Annotated in this window: 16 protein-coding genes; 10 read left to right on the forward strand and 6 right to left on the reverse strand. The window is 67.0% G+C overall.

Translation table 11 applies throughout. The features are described from left to right. Positions 1-167: 167 nt before the first annotated feature. Genes ACWDTF_RS03380 through ACWDTF_RS03390 form a run of 3 tightly spaced genes read right to left on the reverse strand, consistent with a single transcriptional unit; the run spans position 168 to position 3072 of the window. Positions 168-941, reverse strand: coding sequence for a heme ABC transporter ATP-binding protein (locus ACWDTF_RS03380; protein WP_433259107.1), 774 nt, complete (start codon positions 939-941; stop codon positions 168-170). Beyond that, positions 938-2032, reverse strand: a complete 1095-nt coding sequence (locus ACWDTF_RS03385; RefSeq protein WP_355279081.1) for a FecCD family ABC transporter permease — start codon at positions 2030-2032, stop codon at positions 938-940. Before ACWDTF_RS03385 ends, ACWDTF_RS03380 begins: the two co-directional genes overlap by 4 nt. Then, positions 2029-3072 carry a heme/hemin ABC transporter substrate-binding protein gene (locus ACWDTF_RS03390; RefSeq protein ID WP_240856893.1) on the reverse strand — a complete coding sequence of 348 codons (1044 nt, stop codon included), beginning with the start codon at positions 3070-3072 and terminating at the stop codon, positions 2029-2031. The genes ACWDTF_RS03385 and ACWDTF_RS03390 overlap by 4 nt, the downstream gene beginning before the upstream one ends. Before the next feature lie 139 nt (positions 3073-3211). Between ACWDTF_RS03390 and map the strand changes: the two genes are divergently transcribed. Together map and ACWDTF_RS03400 are read left to right on the forward strand one after the other, a co-directional pair. Beyond that, positions 3212-4075, forward strand: a complete 864-nt coding sequence (gene map / locus ACWDTF_RS03395; protein WP_433259111.1) for a type I methionyl aminopeptidase — start codon at positions 3212-3214, stop codon at positions 4073-4075. A gap of 148 nt (positions 4076-4223) precedes the next feature. Continuing rightward, positions 4224-5039 carry a hypothetical protein gene (locus ACWDTF_RS03400; protein ID WP_240856895.1) on the forward strand — a complete coding sequence of 272 codons (816 nt, stop codon included), beginning with the start codon at positions 4224-4226 and terminating at the stop codon, positions 5037-5039. Positions 5040-5084: 45 nt separating this feature from the next. Here ACWDTF_RS03400 and ACWDTF_RS03405 read toward each other — a convergent pair whose 3' ends face one another. Further along, positions 5085-7298, reverse strand: a complete 2214-nt coding sequence (locus ACWDTF_RS03405) for a protein kinase domain-containing protein (protein WP_449753959.1) — start codon at positions 7296-7298, stop codon at positions 5085-5087. Between the two features lie 157 nt (positions 7299-7455). Between ACWDTF_RS03405 and ACWDTF_RS03410 the strand changes: the two genes are divergently transcribed. Next, positions 7456-8976: a cobyric acid synthase gene (locus tag ACWDTF_RS03410; protein WP_240857027.1), complete on the forward strand. Its 1521-nt coding sequence runs from the start codon at positions 7456-7458 to the stop codon at positions 8974-8976. Positions 8977-9040: 64 nt separating this feature from the next. Further along, positions 9041-9865, forward strand: coding sequence for an alpha/beta fold hydrolase (locus tag ACWDTF_RS03415; RefSeq protein ID WP_374246621.1), 825 nt, complete (start codon positions 9041-9043; stop codon positions 9863-9865). Positions 9866-10154: 289 nt separating this feature from the next. On the opposite strand, the gene ACWDTF_RS03420 is transcribed toward ACWDTF_RS03415, so the two are convergent. After that, positions 10155-11558, reverse strand: a complete 1404-nt coding sequence (locus ACWDTF_RS03420; RefSeq protein ID WP_449753960.1) for a mycothione reductase — start codon at positions 11556-11558, stop codon at positions 10155-10157. Continuing rightward, positions 11555-12595 (reverse strand): alpha/beta fold hydrolase, encoded by a 1041-nt coding sequence (locus tag ACWDTF_RS03425; protein WP_433259116.1) that lies wholly within the window; start codon positions 12593-12595, stop codon positions 11555-11557. Before ACWDTF_RS03425 ends, ACWDTF_RS03420 begins: the two co-directional genes overlap by 4 nt. 147 nt (positions 12596-12742) lie before the next feature. Here ACWDTF_RS03425 and mqo point away from each other — a divergent pair, with 147 nt between their 5' ends. From mqo to ACWDTF_RS03455, 6 genes are read left to right on the forward strand one after another with little or no spacing between them, the layout of a single operon-like run. Continuing rightward, positions 12743-14278: a malate dehydrogenase (quinone) gene (gene mqo, locus ACWDTF_RS03430; protein WP_240856899.1), complete on the forward strand. Its 1536-nt coding sequence runs from the start codon at positions 12743-12745 to the stop codon at positions 14276-14278. 46 nt (positions 14279-14324) lie between these two features. Next, positions 14325-14789 carry a GNAT family N-acetyltransferase gene (locus tag ACWDTF_RS03435; protein WP_240856900.1) on the forward strand — a complete coding sequence of 155 codons (465 nt, stop codon included), beginning with the start codon at positions 14325-14327 and terminating at the stop codon, positions 14787-14789. Beyond that, positions 14786-16717: a VWA domain-containing protein gene (locus ACWDTF_RS03440; protein WP_449753961.1), complete on the forward strand. Its 1932-nt coding sequence runs from the start codon at positions 14786-14788 to the stop codon at positions 16715-16717. The genes ACWDTF_RS03435 and ACWDTF_RS03440 overlap by 4 nt, the downstream gene beginning before the upstream one ends. A gap of 27 nt (positions 16718-16744) precedes the next feature. Beyond that, the gene (gene cobO, locus ACWDTF_RS03445; protein WP_240856902.1) at positions 16745-17362 is read left to right on the forward strand and encodes a cob(I)yrinic acid a,c-diamide adenosyltransferase; all 618 of its coding nucleotides are present in this window, start codon (positions 16745-16747) and stop codon (positions 17360-17362) included. A 10-nt stretch (positions 17363-17372) separates the two neighbouring features. After that, on the forward strand, positions 17373-18788 hold the full coding sequence (locus ACWDTF_RS03450) for a cobyrinate a,c-diamide synthase (RefSeq protein ID WP_240856903.1): 1416 nt from the start codon (positions 17373-17375) through the stop codon (positions 18786-18788). Positions 18789-18799: 11 nt separating this feature from the next. Continuing rightward, positions 18800-20446: a GAF domain-containing sensor histidine kinase gene (locus ACWDTF_RS03455; protein ID WP_240856904.1), complete on the forward strand. Its 1647-nt coding sequence runs from the start codon at positions 18800-18802 to the stop codon at positions 20444-20446. The last annotated feature ends 4 nt before the right edge of the window (positions 20447-20450 follow it).

Raw genomic sequence — 20450 nt, forward strand, 5'->3', positions numbered from 1 at the left:
GTGGGCCAGCCCCGCCGAAAAACTCGACGAGCTACTAAACTCACCACCGTCAGGATCCGAATCAGGTCCTGTTGCATCCACCGCCTGAATCCGCCAGGGGACGAGTTTTCTTCCCCTAGTTTCGTGGGCGGCAGATAGCGGTTCTGAGCACCTCGGCCGGTCCGGCCTCACCGATGCGGCAGGACCAGCAATCGTCCGTCGTGCTCGATGACCTCGACCGGATGATCGTAGGTCTCCGTGAGCAATTCGGGCGTCATCACCTCGCGGGTCGGGCCGGCGGCGAGCAACTTGCCCTCCTTCATGACCGCGACCCGGTCGGCGTAGGCGGCCGCGAGTGAAAGGTCGTGGACGACGAGGAGTACCGCGGCACCGTCGTCGCGGTGCGCGCGCAGGATGTCGAGAACCTGCTCTTGATGCCGGATGTCGAGGGCCGCGGTCGGTTCGTCCAGCATCATCACCGGGGTGTCCTGGGCGACGGCGCGGGCCAGCGACACCCGGGCCTGCTGGCCGCCGGACAACTGCGAGAAGGGCCGATCGGCGATGTCGGTGAGGTCGCAGCGTCGCATCGCGTCGTCGATGATCTCCGGAGAGCGGGCCGCATCGGGGGTGCGCAGCCACGGGTAGCGACCCATCTCGACCACCTCGGCCACGGTAAACGGCGTGTCCGCGCGATTCTGTTGAGTGACCAGTGATCGATGACGGGCCAACTCCCGCATCGGGATCGAGCCGATCGCGATCCCGTCGATCCACACCTGTCCACGGCGCAGCGCGCGCGTGCCGGACAGCACCGACAGCAGGGTCGACTTGCCGCAGCCGTTGGGGCCGACGAGCGCGACCAACTCTCCCGGGTGGACGTGCAGCGACACCTCGCGCACCACGTCGCGACCACCGAGTTCGACGGACACGTCCTGCGCCAGGATCCCCGTCGTGTCGGGGCTCACCAGCCCGCTCCGGCGTGCCGGCTGCGGCGCAACAGGACGAAGAACACCGGGCCGCCGATCAGCGCCGTGAACACCCCGATCGGCAGTTCGCCTACTCCGGGAGCCGCACGCGCCGCGAGGTCGGCGGCGGTGATGACGAGCGCTCCGCCGATCACGCTGGTGGGCAACAAGATCGAATGTCGAGGACCGACTATGAGCCGCATCACGTGGGGGACCACGAGACCCACGAACATGATGATGCCCGCGAACGCCACCGCAGCGGCGGTCAGGATGGAGACCAGCACGATCGCCTGACGTCGGACCAATTCCACGTTCACACCGAGCGAGGCGGCCTGGATCTCGCCCAGCGCAAGCAGATCCAGCTTGTGGACGAGGATCATCGACGCGGCGATGCCGGCGACGATCAGGGGTGCCGACACCCACACTTCGTTCCAGCCCTTGCCGCTGAGTGAGCCCAGTTGCCAGAACACGATCTGCTCGCGCTGTTCGGTGCTCGCCACCGAGGTGAGGTAGGCGATGATGCCGAGTGCGAACGCGTTGACCGCAATGCCGGTCAGTATCAACATGATTGCCGACGACGAGCCGTCCCGCAGCGAGAGGATGTAGATGGCGAATGCGGTGAAGAGACCGAAGACGAACGCGGCGCCGGCGATTGCCCAGTTGGCGGAGAGGGTCCCTTCGCCCACGGTGGTTCCGCCGGTCATGACGATCATCAGGCACGCGCCGACCGCGGCTCCCGACGAGACGCCGATGATGCCGGGTTCGGCCAGGGGATTCGCGAGCACGCCCTGCAGGAGACAACCGCCTGCACCCAGCGCGGCCCCGACCAGCAGCCCCAGGACGATGCGTGGGAAGCGGACGTTCCAGAGGGCGGCCTCGCCCAGCGGATGGCTCGGCAGTGGCCCGACGTCGAGGTAGAAGTGGTGCAGCAGCGACCCCAGGACTTCCGACGGCGGTACCACGACCTGCCCGGTGCCCGCCGACACGAGAACCAGGATCGCGGTGATGAGCAGCATGGCCGCGACCACCACCACATTGCGGGTGCGGTGTCGCGATCGGGTCGTGGGCGGTGTCGTCGTCGGCGCACTCATGTGTAGATCGCCCGTGCCAATGCGGCGACGACCTCGCCGACCTCCGGTCCGAACGCGAGGATCTTGGTCTGGTCCATCTGCACGACGCGACGATGACGGCCGGCGTCGGTTTCCGCGATACCCGGCAGGGCGAGAACACCGTCCGGTCCGCCGACGGTCGCGGCGCCTTCGGTCATCACCAGGATCACATTGGGATTCGCCGCGAGCATGACCTCCGCGTTCACCTGCGTCAGCGGTTCGTCGATGTGTGCGTGTTCGGCGGCGTCGCGTCCGCCGACGGCGGCGATCAAGTCGTCGGCACCGGAACCCGGACCGAGCAGGTACAGGATCGCGGGTCCGCGAATGTAGATGAAGGCCATCACCGGATCCCCGGACGGTGAAGGCACCAGTCGTCGGGCTGCTGCCAACTCGGAATTGGTGCGTGCGTTGAGGAGTTCGCCTTCCCGGGGCACACCGAGCGCGGTCGCGACCGCACGGGTGAGCGCGTTGTTGGACGCGAGATTGCGCGCACCGGGAAACACCACGACCGTCACACCCGAACTGCGAATCTGATCCACCGCGGTCTGCGGCAGGGTGGCGTCGGTGACCAGCAGGATCGTCGGGGCCAGCGCGAGAACGGATTCCGCGTTCAGGGTGTGTCCGCGGTTGGTCACGACCGGCAGTCGCAGCGCCGATGGAAAAGCGGTCGACGTGTCCCGACCCACCACGTGCGAGCCCAGGCCCAGCGAGAACACGAGGGTGCCCAGCGTGCCATTACGGTCGACCGCGATGATCCGGCTGACGTCGGTCACCGTGACCTTGCCGTAGCGCAGCGAATCGACCGTCACCGGTAGTCGCGCCGGCGGATCGGTGGCGATCGGTTCCACGTCGTCGGACGGGAGGGTCGCCGTCTGCGGACCATCACGCAGATGTTCGGCCGGGGCCACCGATGTCGGCGCCTGCTCGATCGGTGCGACAAAGCAACCTGTCGCGGTGATCGCCACGAATGCGAGCGCGACGAGCACCGCAGTCGCTCGCACGAGAGTGCCGATCCGGCCCATGGTGTCCTTCGCCCTCCGATGCGGTGTCGTTGCTATTGCGGTGCGTTGTTACTGTCACCTTAGTGAGTGCGGTGTTGTCACCTTCGTCGTGGCCGCGCCGCCGACCGTCGCCCGTCGGCTCTCACATAAACTGGTTCCCATGTCTGTCCGCGCCCCGTTGAAGCCCGGTGTCGTCTCGCCGACCCTGTCGGTACCCGAATCGATCGAACGTCCCGAGTACGCGTGGAAAGCGACCGTCAACGAGGGCCGCGAGCCGTGGGTCCAGACGCCGGAGACCATCGAGAAGGTGCGGATCGCCAGCAGGATTGCCGCCAACGCGCTGGCCGAGGCCGGTAAGGCCGTCGCTCCGGGGGTCACCACCGACGAGCTCGACCGGATCGCTCACGAGTACATGATCGATCACGGTGCGTACCCGTCGACCCTGGGCTACAAGGGCTTCCCGAAATCGTGCTGCACATCACTGAATGAGGTGATCTGCCACGGCATCCCGGATTCGACGGTCATCGCCGACGGCGACATCGTCAACATCGACGTCACCGCCTACATCGACGGCGCGCACGGCGACACCAATGCGACCTTCCTCGCCGGCGACGTATCCCAGGAGGCCGCCGATCTCGTCGAGCGCACCCGTATCGCCACCGAACGCGCGATCAAGGCGGTGAAACCGGGTCGAGAGCTCAACGTGATCGGCCGGGTGATCGAGTCGTACGCGAATCGGTTCGGCTATAACGTGGTTCGCGACTTCACCGGGCACGGCATCGGCGAGACCTTCCACAACGGCCTCGTCGTCCTGCACTACGACGAGCCCAACGTCGACACCGTGATCGAACCCGGCATGGTCTTCACGATCGAGCCGATGATCAACCTGGGCGCGCTGCCCTGGGAGCTGTGGGACGACGGCTGGACCGTGGTGACCGCCGACCGGCGGTGGACCGCGCAATTCGAGCACACGCTGGTCGTCACCGACCAGGGAGCCGAGATCCTCACCCTGCCCGACGCCTGACGGTCGGGGGTCCGTGCAGCGCGGATTGTGCGTTCCGGCGTGCATCCCTGCCGCCGACTGAGCACATTCTCGCCCGCCGCCGGGTGTCGCGCGCCTATTCTGTGTCCGAATCCGTTCTTTCACAGCGAAGAGACGAGAGGTCGAGGCCATGGGTGCTACCGAGGTTCAGACGGCACGGCGGTCACCGAACCGGCGAGGTTGTGGCCGGACTCCGAAGACGATCGCCGGCATCGCCGTGTCGGTCGGAATGGTCCTGACGATCGGCGCCTGCGGTGACGATTCATCCGACGCGGGCTCGCCCGCATCCGGTTCGACCAGCGCAACCTCGACCGCTTCGACAACCACGACGACGGCTGTGCTGCCGACCGCGACGGCCGCCCAGCTCGTGCTGCCGGAAGCGGATTTCCCACCACTCGCCGGCGGGAAGTTCTCGCTGGAGACCGGCCCCGACGATGACGACAGCGACATCACCGTCGACAACCCGGAATGCCAGGACTTCGTCAAGAACAACGATCGAGACGAGCCGGGGGTCGACAGGGCCGAACGCAAGATCGAGGCAGACATCAGCGGTGGCGGCGACCAAAGCTACACCGCGGGTGTCAAGAAGAGCATCGACCTCGACTACACCGACAACTTCGCGAGGATCTTGGCCACCTGCGCAGCGTTCGGGGTGACCATCCGCGACGACGGCAAGGACATCCCGGCGAGAGTGACCATGGAGCGGATCACCTTGCCCGGTATCACCAGCCCCTACAACGCGGTGCGCATGGTCGTGACCGTCGTTCAGGGAACCACCACGGTGTCCGTCGTGAACCAACTGTTGCTCGGTGTCGAGCGGGGTACCTCCTTCAAGGCCGGGTATGGCCTCACCAGCACCACCGGGCCGACGGTGGGTCCCGATGTGAACACCAACCTCGTACGGATGTTCGTCGCGCAGCGCGCCCGGATCGCGGCGGCCCAGTAGGGCGTCAGTACCCGTCGGCACCATTACACGTCGGGCCAGGCTCGGTCAGGGCAAGGTGACCTTGACCGGCGTCTGGATGGTTTCGGTGGTTCCGTTGCCGACTTGGCCGTCGCCGTTGAGGCCCCAGCAGTAGAGATCGTCACCCGAGATGGCGCACACCGTGGCACTGCTGATGGACACTGCCGTGACGTTGTCGACGCCGTCGACTCGCGCAGGCGTGCCGTCGGTGGCCGCACTGCGATTACCCCAGCAATACGCCGACGAACTCGCCGCGGAGCAACCCGAGTAGGCGGCGGCGGACACATAGGTGGCTCCGCTCACGGCGATCTTTGTGGGTGTCAGCCGGTTGGTCTTGGTTCCGTCGCCGAGCTCGCCGTCGCTGTTGGAGCCCCAGCAGTAGACGTCACCGCCCGACACCGCGCACGACGAGTACAGGCTCGTCCCGATCGAAGTCGCCGTGGTCAGCCCCGACACCCTCGTCGGTGTGTAGCGATTGGCGGTGGTGCCATCGCCGACCTGCCCCTTGTCGTTGTTACCCCAGCAATACGGGGCTCCGCCGGCAATGGCGCAGGGGGTCGTGTGTTCGGTGTCGATGTCGGTGACGTCGGAGATACCGGCCACCAGGGTCGGCGTGGACACCGATGCGGTGTTGCCGGTGCCGACCTGCCCGTCTATGTTGTTGCGCCAGCAGTATGCTTTCGCATCGCTGATCGCGCAGATGGTGAGGCCCGCGGAGATCTTCGTGACCGTTCCCAGGCCAGTGATCGGTGTCGGACTGGTTGCCGAGCGTCCCTCGCCGATCCCGTAACCCCAGCAGTAGGCCTGGCCGCCTGCCACCGCACAGGTGGTACCCAGGCCACCCACGCTCACCTGGGTGGCGTTGCTGATGCCCGGCACGCGGGTGGGCACGGTGCGGTTTGTGGTGGTGCCGTCGCCGACCGCCCCGTATTCGTTGTTGCCCCAGCAATAGACGTTGCCCAGTTTCACCGCGCACGTGGTGTCGCCGCCGGCCGCGACACTCTGTAGTACCCCCGATGCGGGAGCCGCGGAACTCGACGTGGACTCGGTCGATTCACCGGCCGTTGTGGTGGTCGAATCGTCATCGTTTCCGCCGGTCAGCGCGACGGTGGTCCCGATGATCGCCCCGAGGACGACGAGCACGCCGATCACTGCAGCGACGATCAGACCGTAGCGGCGGCCGGACGAGGGGCCCGGTGGCATGCCGGGCTGCGGCCCGATGCCCTGGTAGTAGTTCGGCGGCGGACCGGTGAGACCGTATCCCGGATAGGGCCCGTTGACCGGCTGCATGGCGGTTGGTGGTCGGCCCGACGGCGTGAATGGGCCGGGGTGTGGTCCGGACGGTCCTTGCCGTGGGGGCGAGGTCGATGGCGGCTGCGGGGGTGTGGGTGCAGCGACACGGGTGACGTCCGGGGATGCTGTCGCGACCGCACGTGCCAACGCCGCGGCGAAATCCGAGCAGGAGGCGTAGCGGTCTTCGGGCCGCTTCGCCAGCGCTCGTGCGAACACCGGGTCGAGCCAGGCGAGGGACGGATTCTGTGCACTCAGGCGAGGTATGCCGCCGGACAGATGCCCGGTGATCAAGGTCGCCGGAGTGTCCCCGGCAACCGGTTGCCGGCCGGTCAGCAATTGGAAAGCCGTGCAGGCCAGCGCGTATTGGTCCGAGGCCGGCCCGGCGTCGACGCCGGTCAGCAGCTCCGGCGCCGCGTACGCGAGAGTGCCGATGAACAGATTGGTCGCCGTCATCTTCGCCGAGTCGATCAGGCGGGCGATCCCGAAGTCGAGCACTGTGACCCGCGAGATCCGACCAGACTGGTCCCTGCGCACCAAGATGTTGGCGGGTTTGATGTCCCGGTGGATCACGCCGCGGCCATGGGCGTAGTCGAGGGCCTCGGCGACCTTGGTGACAATCGTCGACACGTCCGCGGGCGGCAGGGCGGGGCTGGCGTTGAGGTCGCTGCCCTCGAGGTAACTCATCGAGAACCATGGGCTACCGTTCTCGACGCCGTAGGTGTAGAGCGTCACGATTCCCGGATGGTCCAGCGCTGCCGCTGTACGGGCCTCGTTGCCGAACCGTTCGTGGAAGGTGGGGTCGGTGGGGTTGGCCGAGATGATCTTGAGGGCTTCGAGACGGCCCAGGGACAGATGTTCGGCGAGGTAGACCTGCCCCATCCCGCCCTCGCCGAGTAGGCGGATGATGCGATATCCGGCGAATCGAGCACCGGGTTGCAAGGCAACCACGCTTCACCCCCTACCTGCTAGTTGGGCAGCTCACCCCGAACCGCGCCCGTGGCCACACGATAGCGTGTGGGTGAAATCCCATGCCAAGCCGCGGTGCCGGTGACGACACGCGAGTCGCTCGCCGTACCCTGGCGTCGTGACAGGACTGCGCGGTGCGATGCTCGTCGGTGGGACGAGCAGCGACGCCGGGAAGAGCCTGGTCGTCGCAGGTCTGTGCCGGGCGCTGAACCGACTCGGCGTCCGCGTGGCGCCGTTCAAGGCGCAGAACATGTCCAACAACTCTGTGGTCACCCCGGACGGGGGTGAGATCGGCCGAGCCCAAGCACTACAGGCATTTGCGTGTGGCCTGGAACCGTCGACCCGATTCAACCCCGTCCTGCTGAAGCCGGGAGGCGATCGCCGCTCGCACGTGGTGCTGCGCGGACAACCTGCGGGCGAAGTGGGTGCTGCGGACTACGTGCGTTGGCGGGGACGTCTCGCCGACGTGGTCGCCGACGAGTTCGAGTCGCTGCGACGTGACTTCGACGTCGTGATCGCCGAGGGGGCAGGTTCGGTCGCCGAGATCAACCTGCGTCGCACCGACATCGCCAATTTTGGTCTGGCACAACGGCATCGGCTTCCGGTTCTGCTCGTCACCGATATCGATCGGGGCGGTTCGCTGGCCCACCTGTTCGGCACGACGGCGATCCTCGACCCGGCTGATCAGGCACTGATCACCGCCTTTGTCGTCAACAAGTTCCGCGGGGATCCCTTGATACTCGAACCCGGACTCGAGCGCCTGCGGGAACTGACCGGCCGGAGCACCCTCGGTGTGCTTCCGTATGCCAACGATCTGTGGCTCGACGCCGAGGACTCGCTCAACGCGCCGGTCGGTCGACGCGTCGGACCGCTCGACGAGATCGCCTCGGGTGGCCCAGAACGATTGTCGGTGGCGGCGATCAGGTTGCCGCGAATCTCGAACTCCACCGATGTGGAGGCCCTCGCGTGTGAACGAGGAGTGGATGTGACCTGGGTCGACGACCCGGGAAGCGTGTATGCCGCCGACCTGGTGGTGTTGCCCGGGACCCGCGCCACGGTCTCCGACCTGGGCTGGTTGACGGCGCGGGGCATCGGCGACGCCCTGGTGGCGCGCGTCCGGCGGGGTGCTCCGATCGTGGCGATCTGCGGCGGGTTTCAGATGCTGGCCCGCAGCATCGACGATCCGGTCGAGTCCGGTGCCGGACGAGTCGACGGTCTGGGCATCCTCGACCTCGACGTGACATTCGACTCGGGGAAGACGCTGCGACGGGTCGCCGGCGCCGTGGACGGGCACCGTGTCGAGGGCTATGAGATCCATCACGGACGAATCGTGGGCTCCACCGAAGACGTGTGGCTCGTCGACGACGTCCACGGAGGAGAGGGTGCCACGCGCGGAGCGGTCCGTGGGACCCACTGGCACGGACTCCTTGCCAACAACGATTTCCGCCGTGACCTGCTGCGACGCGTCGCAGCAGAGGCCGGTAAGCCCGGGTTCGAGCCTGCGCCCGACATCGATGTCGGCGCCATCCGGCAGGCGCAGGTCGACTTGATGGCTGATCTGATCACCGCCAACATCGACATGTCCGCGGTCGTGGACATCATCGCCGACGGCCCGCCGGTGATGCCGACGATCACCCATCGCCTGGAACCGTCCGAATGACCACGACCGGTTTGGGCACCGAGTGTCACCGCAGTTGTCGTATCGGTCACCTATCGTGGGGCGGGTGGAGACAGAACTGCGGTCGGTGACCGTCGGAGACCTCACCTTCGATGTCCGCATCGGCGGACCGGACCGGGGACCCTGGGTGCTGCTGCTACACGGGTTTCCGGTCAACGGCTCGTGCTACGACGCGGTGGTACCGAGGCTGCACGAATCGGGCCTGCGGACCATCGTCCCCGATCAGCGCGGCTACAGCCCGGGTGCGCGCCCCGACGACGTGGATGCCTACCGGATGAAGCACATCGTGTCCGATGCCGTCGGCCTGCTCGACGCGCTCGAGGTGAGCTACGCGATCCTCGTCGGACACGACTTCGGGGGTGTCGTCGCCTGGCATCTGGCGGCCAACCATCCGGATCGGTTCACCGGCCTGGTGGCGGTGTCGATGGGCCATCCGAGCGCGATGCGGGAGGCGGTGAAGGACGGCGATCAGCGTGAGAGATCGTCCTACATCAAGGAATTCGTCACCGAAGGCATCGAGGACAAATTCCTCGCCAAGGGCGGTGCGTGGCTGCAGCAGTTGGGTGTGAGTGCCGAGGAGATACCTCCGCTGCGCGAGCCGGGCGCGATGACCGCGGCGGTCAACTGGTACCGCGCCAACCTCGTGTCGGACATCTCCGCCAACATGTCCTGCGGTCCGGTCGAGATCCCGACCACCCTGGTGTGGAGCGACAGCGACCCGTCGATCGGCCGAGGGCCGGCCACCGGGTCGGCGCGCTACGTCTACTCCGAGTTCCGGTTCTGCGAACTCCCCGACGTCGACCACTGGGTTCCGCAGAATGCCGCGCCCGCCCTCGCCAGCGAGATCGCATTGCGGTCGGCGGTGTTCTGAATTAGCCGAGCTCGGTGACCAACCGCTGAACTGGGGAAATGCGCCAGCGTCCTGCCCGCAAAATCTAGGGGAAGAACTTCTTCCCCGGGTTTCATAGTCGTCCGCGAGAAATTTCTGGGGGAGGACACCAAGGATAGGGGAAGAGGTTTCTTCCCCTACTTTCTTGTGGCGACGGCGATTTTCAGAAACCGCGTGTCTGGTCAGAAACCCGAGGCGCACCAGTGGTTTGTGGCCACACCTGAGGTTTCTGGCGACAAGTGCGGTTTCCGCGACCGGCTCGCGGTGCCTCTCAGATGTCGAGACCGAGCAGCGCGTTCTCGAGCACCTCGGGCATGGCGGGGTGAATCCAGTACTGGCCACGGGCCATGTCGGGTACGCGCAGGCCGAAGGACATCGCCTGGATGACCGGCTGGATCACCGTCGGTGCCTGCGGTCCGATGATGTGGCAGCCCAACAGTTCTCCGGTGCCGCGTTCGGCGATCAGCTTGCAGAAGCCGGAGGTGTCCTCCATCGCCCAGCCGTAGGCCACATCGCCGTAGGCCTGCACCTTGACGGTGATGTCGCGACCCGACGCGCGAGCCTGGGCCTCGGTCATCCCGACGTACGCGATCTGCGGGTGAGTGAACACGGCCGCAGGTACGTACCGGTGGTCGAAGCTCGCCAGATCCGCTGCGTCCCAACCCTTCAGGAGGTTGGCCTGCACCACCCGTTCCTCGTGGTTGGCCACGTGTTTGAGCTGATACGGCGAGCTCACGTCGCCGAGGGTCCACACGCCACGGGCGGCGGTCCGACCGTGCTCGTCGCAGACGACCCGACCCTCGGCGTCGAGGTCGATGCCCACAGATCCGAGACCCAGCCGGTCGCCGTTGGGTTCGCGGCCGGTCGCGACCAGCAGCGCGTCGGCGTCGAGCGACGTGCCATCGCCGAGGCCGATTCGTACGCGGCCGTCGGGCAGGTTCTCGGCTCCGGCCAGTGTTGCATCGAGGTGGACGTCCCACTTGGCCGACGCCAATTCGGTGAAGCGGGTGGCGATGTCGTCGTCGAGCTTGCGCAGCAGGCGCCCACTGCGGGCGATCATCGACACCCGGCTGCCCAGCGCGCCGAACACGTGCGCGAATTCGGCTGCGATGTAACCACTTCCGACGATCACCAGGTGCTCGGGTAGCTTCGGCAGCCGCATCACGTCGTTGTTGGTGTGGTAGCGGACGCCGGAATCGGCGATCGGCTGCGGGATGGTCGGGCGCGATCCCGCGGCCAGAACCACCTCGGACGCCAGTACCAGGGCGTCGGCGGTGACCAGCCGATAGCGGCCCTGGTCGTCGCGGCCGTCGAACTCGACATGCGACGAGTAGACGGTGATGTTCTCGCACCGCTGTTCGCGATACTCCCGACCGCCCGCCGAGATCGGATCGATCCGGCCGAACACCCGGTCCACGATCGCCGGCCAGTCGACGGATTCCACGCGCGCGTGCACACCGAGTCGATCGGCGTGCGCCGCGATCTCGGCGACTTCGGCGGCGTAGACGAACATCTTTGTCGGGATACAACCGACGTTGAGGCAGGTGCCGCCGTAGACGCCTTCCTCGAAGATGGCGATGGACTTCTCGGCGAACCGGTCGTCGGGGATGGAGTTGCCGCTGCCGGAGCCGATGATGGCCAGATCGACCACCTGGGTCACCGTCGTCGCGGTCATGCGTTGACCCCCCGCGTCGGCTCCACGACGTGGCCGAGCCAGCCGTCCACCTCGCGGTAGGCGCTTTCCCGAACCTGCGCTCGGGAGAGGAACACGTCGTGCCGTGCGCCGGGAATGGGCACCACCGAGACGCGATCGCCGAGACAGCCACTCCAGCGCGCGATGTGGCCGACATCGACCACGACATCAGCAACGTCGACCGACTCCGAATAGCGGCGCGAGAAGTGTGTTTTGTCTGATCGAAGGACCAGTGACGGCACACCCACGTCGATACCGCGATGTAGTCGGCGCTGACCGGTGCGGACCGCGTCGAGCCAGCCGAAGGTCACCGGGAATCCGCCCAGAGGCTTCACCGTGAGGTCATAGGACCATTCGCCGTTCACGCTCTCGTGAATGCTCTCGCCGTAGACACCCGAGAGTTCACGCGGGATGACTCGCTTGGGCGCAACCGCGGCCACCGCCTTGATCAAAATCGTGATCGGAAGGGTCCGCAGCAGCGCGTCACCCTGCAGGTCGAACCAGGGGCTGTTGAGCAGCAGACCGTCGACACGGGCATGACGCGCGGGGTCGGAGCCGCGCAGCCGATCCAGCCAGAGGGAGGCGATGAGGCCACCGGTCGAATGCGCTGCGACGAGGATCGGTGTGTCGGCGCCCACTTCGGCGGTGATGATGTCGAGCGCCTTGTCGAGTTCTTCGTCGTACGCGTCGAGGTCGGTGGTGAAATGCGGGGTGTGCTGCTCACCGAGTGATCGTCCGCACTTGCGCAGGTCGATCGCGTAGAAGGCGTATCCGCGGTGGTGGAAGTGGTCGGCGAGAGGTTCGTGGAAGAAGTAGTCCGTGAAGCCGTGGATGTAGAGGACGGCTCCTCGGGGGCGTTCTTCGGGCGGTTCGTTCGACGGTTTCCGCACGAGGGTCGCGGTGATGGGGTCCTCGCCGTCCGGGTCGGGTCCCAGTGGGATGGTGCGAAGCTGGTAGTGGTCCAGGAAACGGTCCGGCTGCCAATCGGTGCCTGGGGAAGCGGTCACGACGTCCACCATAGTGATGTCGGATCGTCGTCGGCTGTGTCGCCCAGCCCACACTTGTCCAGGTCGATTCCGATTCGGTGGGGGTGATGGGGAACAATGGCCCTAGATCGTGGAAGTGCAAGCAGTGCGTCGAACTGCAAACAGTGAAGTGGAGTCCAGGTGTCGAAACCGGTGATCAAGACTGACGTCGCGCTGGTGGGCGCGGGCATCATGAGCGCGACCCTCGGAGCGCTGATCCGGCAGTTGCAGCCCGACTGGTCGATCGCGCTCTTCGAGCGCCTCGATGCCGCCGCCGCGGAGTCCAGCGATCCGTGGAACAACGCCGGTACCGGGCACTCGGCGCTGTGCGAATTGAACTACACGCCGAAGACGGCCGACGGTGACGTCAACATCGACAAGGCGATCACCATCAACGAGCAGTTCCAGGTGTCGCGCCAGTTCTGGGCACACGCAGTCGACGAGGGCATCCTCGGCAGCCCCAGCGAGTTCATCAATCCGATCCCGCACGTCGCGTTCACCCACGGCGACGCCGGCGTCGAGTATCTGCGCAAGCGTCACGACAAGCTGTCCCGGGAAACCCTGTTCGAGGGCATGGAATTCATCGACGACCCGGCCGTCTTCTCCGACCGGCTCCCACTGATGGCCGCCGGTCGGGACTTCGCCGATCCGATCGCCCTCAACTGGTTCACCGAGGGCACCGACGTCGATTTCGGTGCGCTGACCCAGCAGCTCCTCAACTACGTCGGACAGAACGCCGACATCTTCTTCGGCCACTCGGTCACCAACCTCAGCAAGCAGTCCGACGGCAGCTGGATCGTCAAGGTCAAGAACACCCGTACCGGCGAGAAGCTCACGGTGCACGCCAAGTTCGTGTTCGTCGGAGCCGGTGGCGGCGCACTGCACCTGTTGCAGAAATCGGGCATCAAGGAGGCCAAGGGCTTCGGTGGTTTCCCGGTGTCCGGCGAGTTCTTCCGCTGCACCAACCCCGACCTGATCGGCGAGCACCAGGCCAAGGTCTACGGGCAGGCCGCCGTCGGTGCGCCGCCGATGTCGGTGCCGCACCTCGACACCCGCGTCATCAACCACAAGCCGGGACTGCTGTTCGGCCCGTACGCGGGCTGGTCGCCGAAGTTCCTGAAGAGCGGCAAGATCACCGACCTCCCGTTCTCGGTGAAGCCCAACAACCTGCTGCCGATGCTGTCGGTCGGCACCCAGGAGATGGGTCTGGTGAAGTACCTGCTCGGCGAGCTCGCCGCGAGTTTCGCCGACCGGGTCAAGACACTCTCGGAGTTCGTCCCGCGTGCCGACGGCTCCGACTGGGAGACGATCACCGCAGGTCAGCGCGTGCAGGTGATCCGCAAGACCGGTGTGGGCGGCAGCCTCGAATTCGGCACCGCCGTCGTCGCGGCGGGTGACGGCACCATCGCGGGCCTGCTCGGCGCCTCGCCGGGCGCGTCGACCGCGGTGCCTGCGATGCTGTCGGTCCTCGAGAAGTGCTTCCCGCAGGAGTACGCAGGCTGGTCGGCCAAGCTGACGACCATGATCCCGTCGTTCGGGCAGAAGCTGTCCGGCAACCGCGACCTCTATCGGGAGGTGTGGGATTGGACCAACGCCAGCCTGCAGCTCACCGACGCCCGTGGTGTGGCGGCGCCGACGACCGTGCAGGAGACCCTCGCGCCGGCCACTGCAGGCTGATCGACGCGGGTATGCGAACGCCCACGGGTGTGATAGTCACGACATCATGACCGCAGTTGGACAGGTGCACCGGAGTTGGGCCCTCGACCTCGACGTCGAGACGCTTTACCGCATCCTGCGGCTGCGGGTGGATGTCTTCGTGGTCGAACAGTCGTGTCCGTATCCCGAACTCGACGGTCGGGACCTCGAGCCGACCACCCGGCAGTTGTGGGTGGCCGACGACGACGGTGCCGTGTTGGCGACCCTGCGTCTGCTCGAGGATCCGCCCGCCTCCGATGGCGGGACCATGTTCCGGGTGGGACGGGTCTGCACCGACCGGGCATATCGCGGGCAGGGCCTCACGACGAGGCTGATGGAGACCGCGCTGGCCGAGGTCGGCGAGCGGCCGTGCCGGATCGAGGCACAGACCTATCTGACGCAGATGTACGCCACCTTCGGCTTTGTCGCCGAGGGTGACGAGTACCTGGAGGATGGCATTCCACACGTCTCGATGGTGCGTGGTGACGCATGACTGACTCGCGCGACTCAGAGTCCCGTGCGCGGTTCCCGTTCAGCGCAGTCGTCGGCCAGGAGCAGTTGAAGCTTGCGCTGATTCTTTCGGCGGTCTCGCCGGGCATCGGCGGCGTGCTGATCCGCGGCGAGAAGGGCACCGCCAAATCGACCATCGTGCGTGGTCTCGGCCCGCTCCTCTCCGACCATGCCGGCCGGGGCCGGGTGGTGGAACTGCCGATCGGCGCCACCGAGGACCGGGTGATCGGTTCGCTGGATCTGACGTCGGTGCTGCGGGATGGTCGCGCGGACTTCACACCGGGTCTGCTTGCACGCGCCGACGGCGGTGTGCTCTACATCGACGAGGTCAACCTGTTGGCCGACCATCTCGTCGACGTTTTGCTCGACGCGGCGGCGAGCGGTCGGGTCACCATCGAGCGAGATGGTGTGTCGCACACGCAATCCGCCGATTTCGTCCTGGTCGGGACGATGAATCCGGAGGAGGGTGAGCTGCGACCGCAGTTGCTCGACCGGTTCGGTCTCGCGGTAGATGTGGTGGCAGGCAAGGACATCGACGAGCGCGTGGAGGTCATCGCGCGACGCATGGCCTTCGACGCCGACCCGGAGACCTTCGTTGCCGAGCATGCCGACGACGAACATGAACTGGCCGAACGGATTTCGTCGGCACGGGCCGCGGTGGCCTCGGTTGAGCTGCCCGTCGCCGAACTACGTCGCATAGCGGGGATCTGTGCCCACCTCGAGGTCGACGGCCTGCGCGGCGACATCGTGGTCGCACGAACGGCCGCGGCGCACGCCGCGTGGCGTGGTGTCGACACCGTCGACGAGTCCGATGTGCGCGCCGCGGTGGCGCTTGCGCTCCCGCATCGTCGGCGCCGCAACCCGTTTGACGAGTCGGGGCTCACCGACGAGCAACTCGACGACGCGATGGACGCCGGCGACTCCGCAGCCGGGCCGCCCACTGATGGCCCAGACGCTGATGGTCCAGATGATGATGGTCCAGATGATGGCGGACCGGATGGGGATGGGCCGCAGGGGAATCCGCCGGAAGGCGGCACGAGCCAATCCCCTGCTCCCGAAGCCATCGACGCGCCATCCGACAGCGAATCATCGACGTCGCACAACGCTCCAGGACCCCAGTTCGGGCCTGCGACCACGCCGACCGGTCGGCGTCTGCGCACGCTGCGGGTCGAAGGGATCGGCGACGGCGAACCTGGGCGCCGCTCGCGCGCCCGCAGCCGTCGCGGCCAGACCACCCACGCCATCGACTTCGAACGGGGTCGCCCGGTGCACCTGTTCGCAACTGTGCTCAATGCGGCGGCGCGTTCGGCTCCGCGACCCCGGATCGTCGAACCCGACCTGCGCGCCGCACAGCGCGTCGGTCAGGAGTCGAACCTCGTGGTGTTTGTCGTCGACCTCAGCGGGTCGATGACCGCGCGGCGACGGCTGGCGGCGGTGTCGGAGCTGTGCGTCGACCTGCTCCGCGACTCCTACACCCGACGCGACCGGGTGGCCGTCGTCGTCGCTCGAGGTACGCAGGCGTCGTTGGTGGTTCCCCCGACCAAGTCCGTGGACATCGCCGTACGCCGACTCGCCGACGTCCGCACGGGCGGTCGGACTCCGCTCGCCGAAGGTCTGTTGATGGCGGCCGACGTGATCGAGCGATCGCGCCGCAGCGAGCCCGAGCGTCGTCCGCTGCTGGTGGTGCTCACCGATGGTCGCGCCACCGCGGGCCCCGACGCCGCCGCCCGCGCCCGCGGTGCAGCGGCGCACATCGCGCGCCGGGGTGTCGACAGCGTCGTCGTCGACTGCGAACAGGGGATGGTCCGGCTGGGTTTGGCCGCCGACCTCGCAGCGCACCTCGGTGGCGAGCTGATGGCGATCGACGAGCTGTCGCGCTCGGCGTTGCACCGATCCCACCCGGCAGCCTGATCACGCCCGCGATCGAGGAGACAGACTGTGCCACAGGGAGTTCCCGCCACCATCCCCGACGACGGCCTCACCACCCGGCAACGCCGCAACACGCCGGTACTCGCCGTGCACACCGGCGACGGCAAGGGAAAGTCCACCGCCGCATTCGGGATGGCGATGCGTGCCTGGAATGCCGGGATGCGGGTCGCGGTGTTCCAGTTCGTCAAGAGCGCGAAATGGAAGGTGGGCGAGGAGTCGGCGATGCTGGCGCTCGGGGAGGTGCACACCTCCACCGGCGCGGGTGGTCCGGTCGAGTGGCACAAGATGGGGCAGGGGTGGTCGTGGTTGCGGGCCAACACCGAGCACACCGACGACCATGCGGAGGCGGCCCGGATCGGGTGGACGGAGATCGCCCGGCGACTCGCGGCGAACGAACACGACTTCTATGTCCTCGACGAGTTCACCTACCCACTGGACTGGGGCTGGGTGGACACCGACGAGGTGATCGACGCACTCACCGCACGTCCCGACCGCCAGCATGTGGTGATCACCGGGCGTCGTGCGCCGCAGGCGTTGATGGACGCCGCTGATCTCGTCACCGAGATGCGTAAGGTACGACACCCGATGGACGCCGGGCGTAAGGGCCAGAAGGGCATCGAATGGTGAGGGCGCTTCGGTGAACGCCGGGATTCCAGCCGTGGTCATCGCCGCACCCTCATCGGGCAGCGGTAAGACGACCGTGACCACCGGACTCGTCGGTGCGCTGCGGGCCGCCGGGCATCGGGTGGCGCCGTTCAAGGTCGGGCCCGACTACATCGACCCCGGCTATCACGCGGTCGCCGCGGGTCGGGTGGGACGCAATCTCGACCCGAATCTCGTTGGGGCCGAGCTGATTGCGCCGCTGTTTGCGGCCGGGTGCGCGGGCGCGGACATCGCCGTCGTCGAAGGCGTGATGGGTCTGTTCGACGGCCGTATCGTTCTGGGTGACGACTCCGGTGACTCGGATCTGCTCGGTCGGGGTTCGACTGCGCACGTCGCCACACTGATCGGGGCCCCCGTCGTCCTCGTGGTCGACGCCGCGGGTCATAGTCAGTCCTTGTCGGCAGTGCTGCACGGATTCCTCAGCTACGAGCCGTCGGTCCGAATCGCGGGGGTGATCCTCAACCGTGTGGGGTCCGAGCGTCACGAAGCAGTTCTGCGGCAGGCATGTTCGCGCGTGGGTATGCCGGTGTTCGGTGTGCTGCGCCGTGATCCGTCCCTGGCGGTCCCGTCTCGTCACCTGGGCTTGATTCCCGCCGCCGAACGCAGCGCGGAGGCGATGGCCGCTGTCGACGCGATGGCCCGTGGAGTGGCTGCATCTCTCGATCTGCCCGCGATTGTCGCTGCGGCGCAGACTGCGTCGCCGCCGATCGTCGGGGCGTGGTCGGCGGGCGATGCGGTCGAGGCAGTCCAATCACCGGCCCGGACCCCACTGATCGCGGTGGCCGGGGGTGCAGCTTTCACCTTCGGCTATGCCGAGCACACCGAGATGCTGCGTGCCGCTGGCGCGGAGGTCGTCGGCTTCGATCCGCTGCACGACCCACTCCCGGCTGGTGCCGGGGGCGTGGTGATCGGTGGCGGATTCCCGGAAGAGCATGCAGAAGCGTTGGCGGCCAACGAGATCCTTCGTCACGGATTGCGCGACCACGTCCGCCGCGGTGGTCCTGTGCAGGCGGAATGTGCGGGCCTGCTCTACCTGTCGACCCATCTCGACGGTCATCCGATGAGCGGAGTCCTCGACATCGAGGGGCATTTCGGTCCGACGCTGACGCTCGGCTACCGAGACGCCGTCGCCGTCGGTGATTCGGTGCTGTACCGCAGCGGCGACCGCGTGACCGGCCACGAATTCCACCGCAGCCACGTCGTTGCCGTTGGTGCCGACGCCCCCGGTCCGGCGTGGGCGTGGACCGGTCCGGACGGCCGGGCATCGATGCACGGTGTCGCGACGATGGCTGTGCATGCGTCGTACCTGCACGTTCATCCGGTTGCCGTACCGCACGCGATCCGACGTTTCGTCCATGCCGCAACGATATTCAGTGCGGCCGCAGCATGAGGGACAGAAGCATGCGAGAAAGCGGTCTGCGAGAAGCGCTCGACGCCGTCGCACGCCACGGCGCCGACGACCCGACCCTGATGCGGGACCTGCTCGAAGCGGTACTCGTGGTGGGGCAGGGACTCGACCTCGACGACGCGTTGCAGCGGATCGTCGAGGTCGCGGTCGGCGTGGTCGACGCCCGCTACGGTGCGCTCGGTGTTCGCGGACCCGATGGCGACCTGAGCGCCTTTGTGTACACGGGGATCACACCGAAACAACGTGCGCAGATGGGCGACTTGCCGGTGGGCCGCGGCGTGCTCGGCGTGCTGATGGACGACCCGCACATCCTGCGCATCCCCGACCTCTCCCAACATCCTGCGTCGGTGGGTTTTCCGCCTCATCACCCGCCGATGACGACATTCCTCGGTGCGCCGATCATCATCCGTGGGGCCATCTTCGGCCGGATCTACCTCACCGAGAAGCGATCTGCATCGGAGTTCACCGAACTCGACGAGACCCTGATCGCAGTGCTTGCGGTGGCCGCGGGCATCGCGGTCGACAACTCGCGGCTGTTCGAGCGGGCGCGTACGCGTCATCGCTGGATGCAGTTGGTTGCCCGGCGCGGGTCCGAGCCGCTTGCCGGAATAGCGTTGTCGGACACGATGTCGCGCCTGTGCACCGATGTCGCCGATCTGGTCGGCGCCATCGATGTGTTCATCGTCACCGACGACGCGGGTGAAGTGGAGATCCGCGGCCACACGGGTGCGGCGATCGAACCCGACGCGTTCGCGAGTCCGTCTGCGACCTCGCTCAAAGTGCAGCGCAGCGGTGAGATCGCCCCCGCGTTGGTGCGGCGAGGTGCACAGTGGACCACGGTGCAGCCGCTGCAGCGCGCCGCCGGCGCCTTCGGCTGGATTCTGATCACCCACCACGACCGTCCTCATTGGGAGCCCGAGGAGATCGCCGGGCTCGCCGGTGTCGCCGAGGTGGCCTCGCTCGCCGTCGTCTATGCCGAACAGCAACAGGTGGCCCGCGATCTCGAGGTTCTCGAGGACCGGCATCGCATCGCACGTGACCTGCACGATCACGTCATCCAGCGACTCTTCGCGGTCGGCATGTCGGTCCAGACGCTGTTGGCGCATGCGTCGGCAGGAACATCGCCCGATCCGGAGTCGGTCAACAATCGCCTCGAGCAGATCATGACCGACCTCGATCGCACCATCGCGCAGATCCGGACGTCGATCTTCGACCTGCAGACCGTGCCCGGCCACCACGACACCTCCACGCTGCGTCGTCGGGTGCTCGACATCGTGTCCGAGCTCTCGGTGCATGCGCCCATCTCGCCGAGCGTGTCCTTCGACGGCCCAGTCGACACCGTCGTCCCCGAATCGCTTGGGCCGCACATCGATGCGGTGCTCCGCGAAGGGCTCAGCAACGCGCTCCGCCACGCCCACGCCGAGCATATCGGGGTGTCGGTGAGTGCCGACGACGTCCTCACGGTCGAGATCACCGACGACGGAGTGGGTATCGGCACCGACGTCACCTACCGCGGACTGGACAACCTGACTCGCCGGGCCGAGGAATGCGACGGGACGTTCACAGTGGTAACCACGCCCCGACACGGAAAACACAGCGGCGGAACCACGTTGACGTGGTCGGTGCCGCTGGTTGGCTGAGTGC

Source organism: Gordonia sp. NPDC003422 (genome assembly GCF_053588675.1).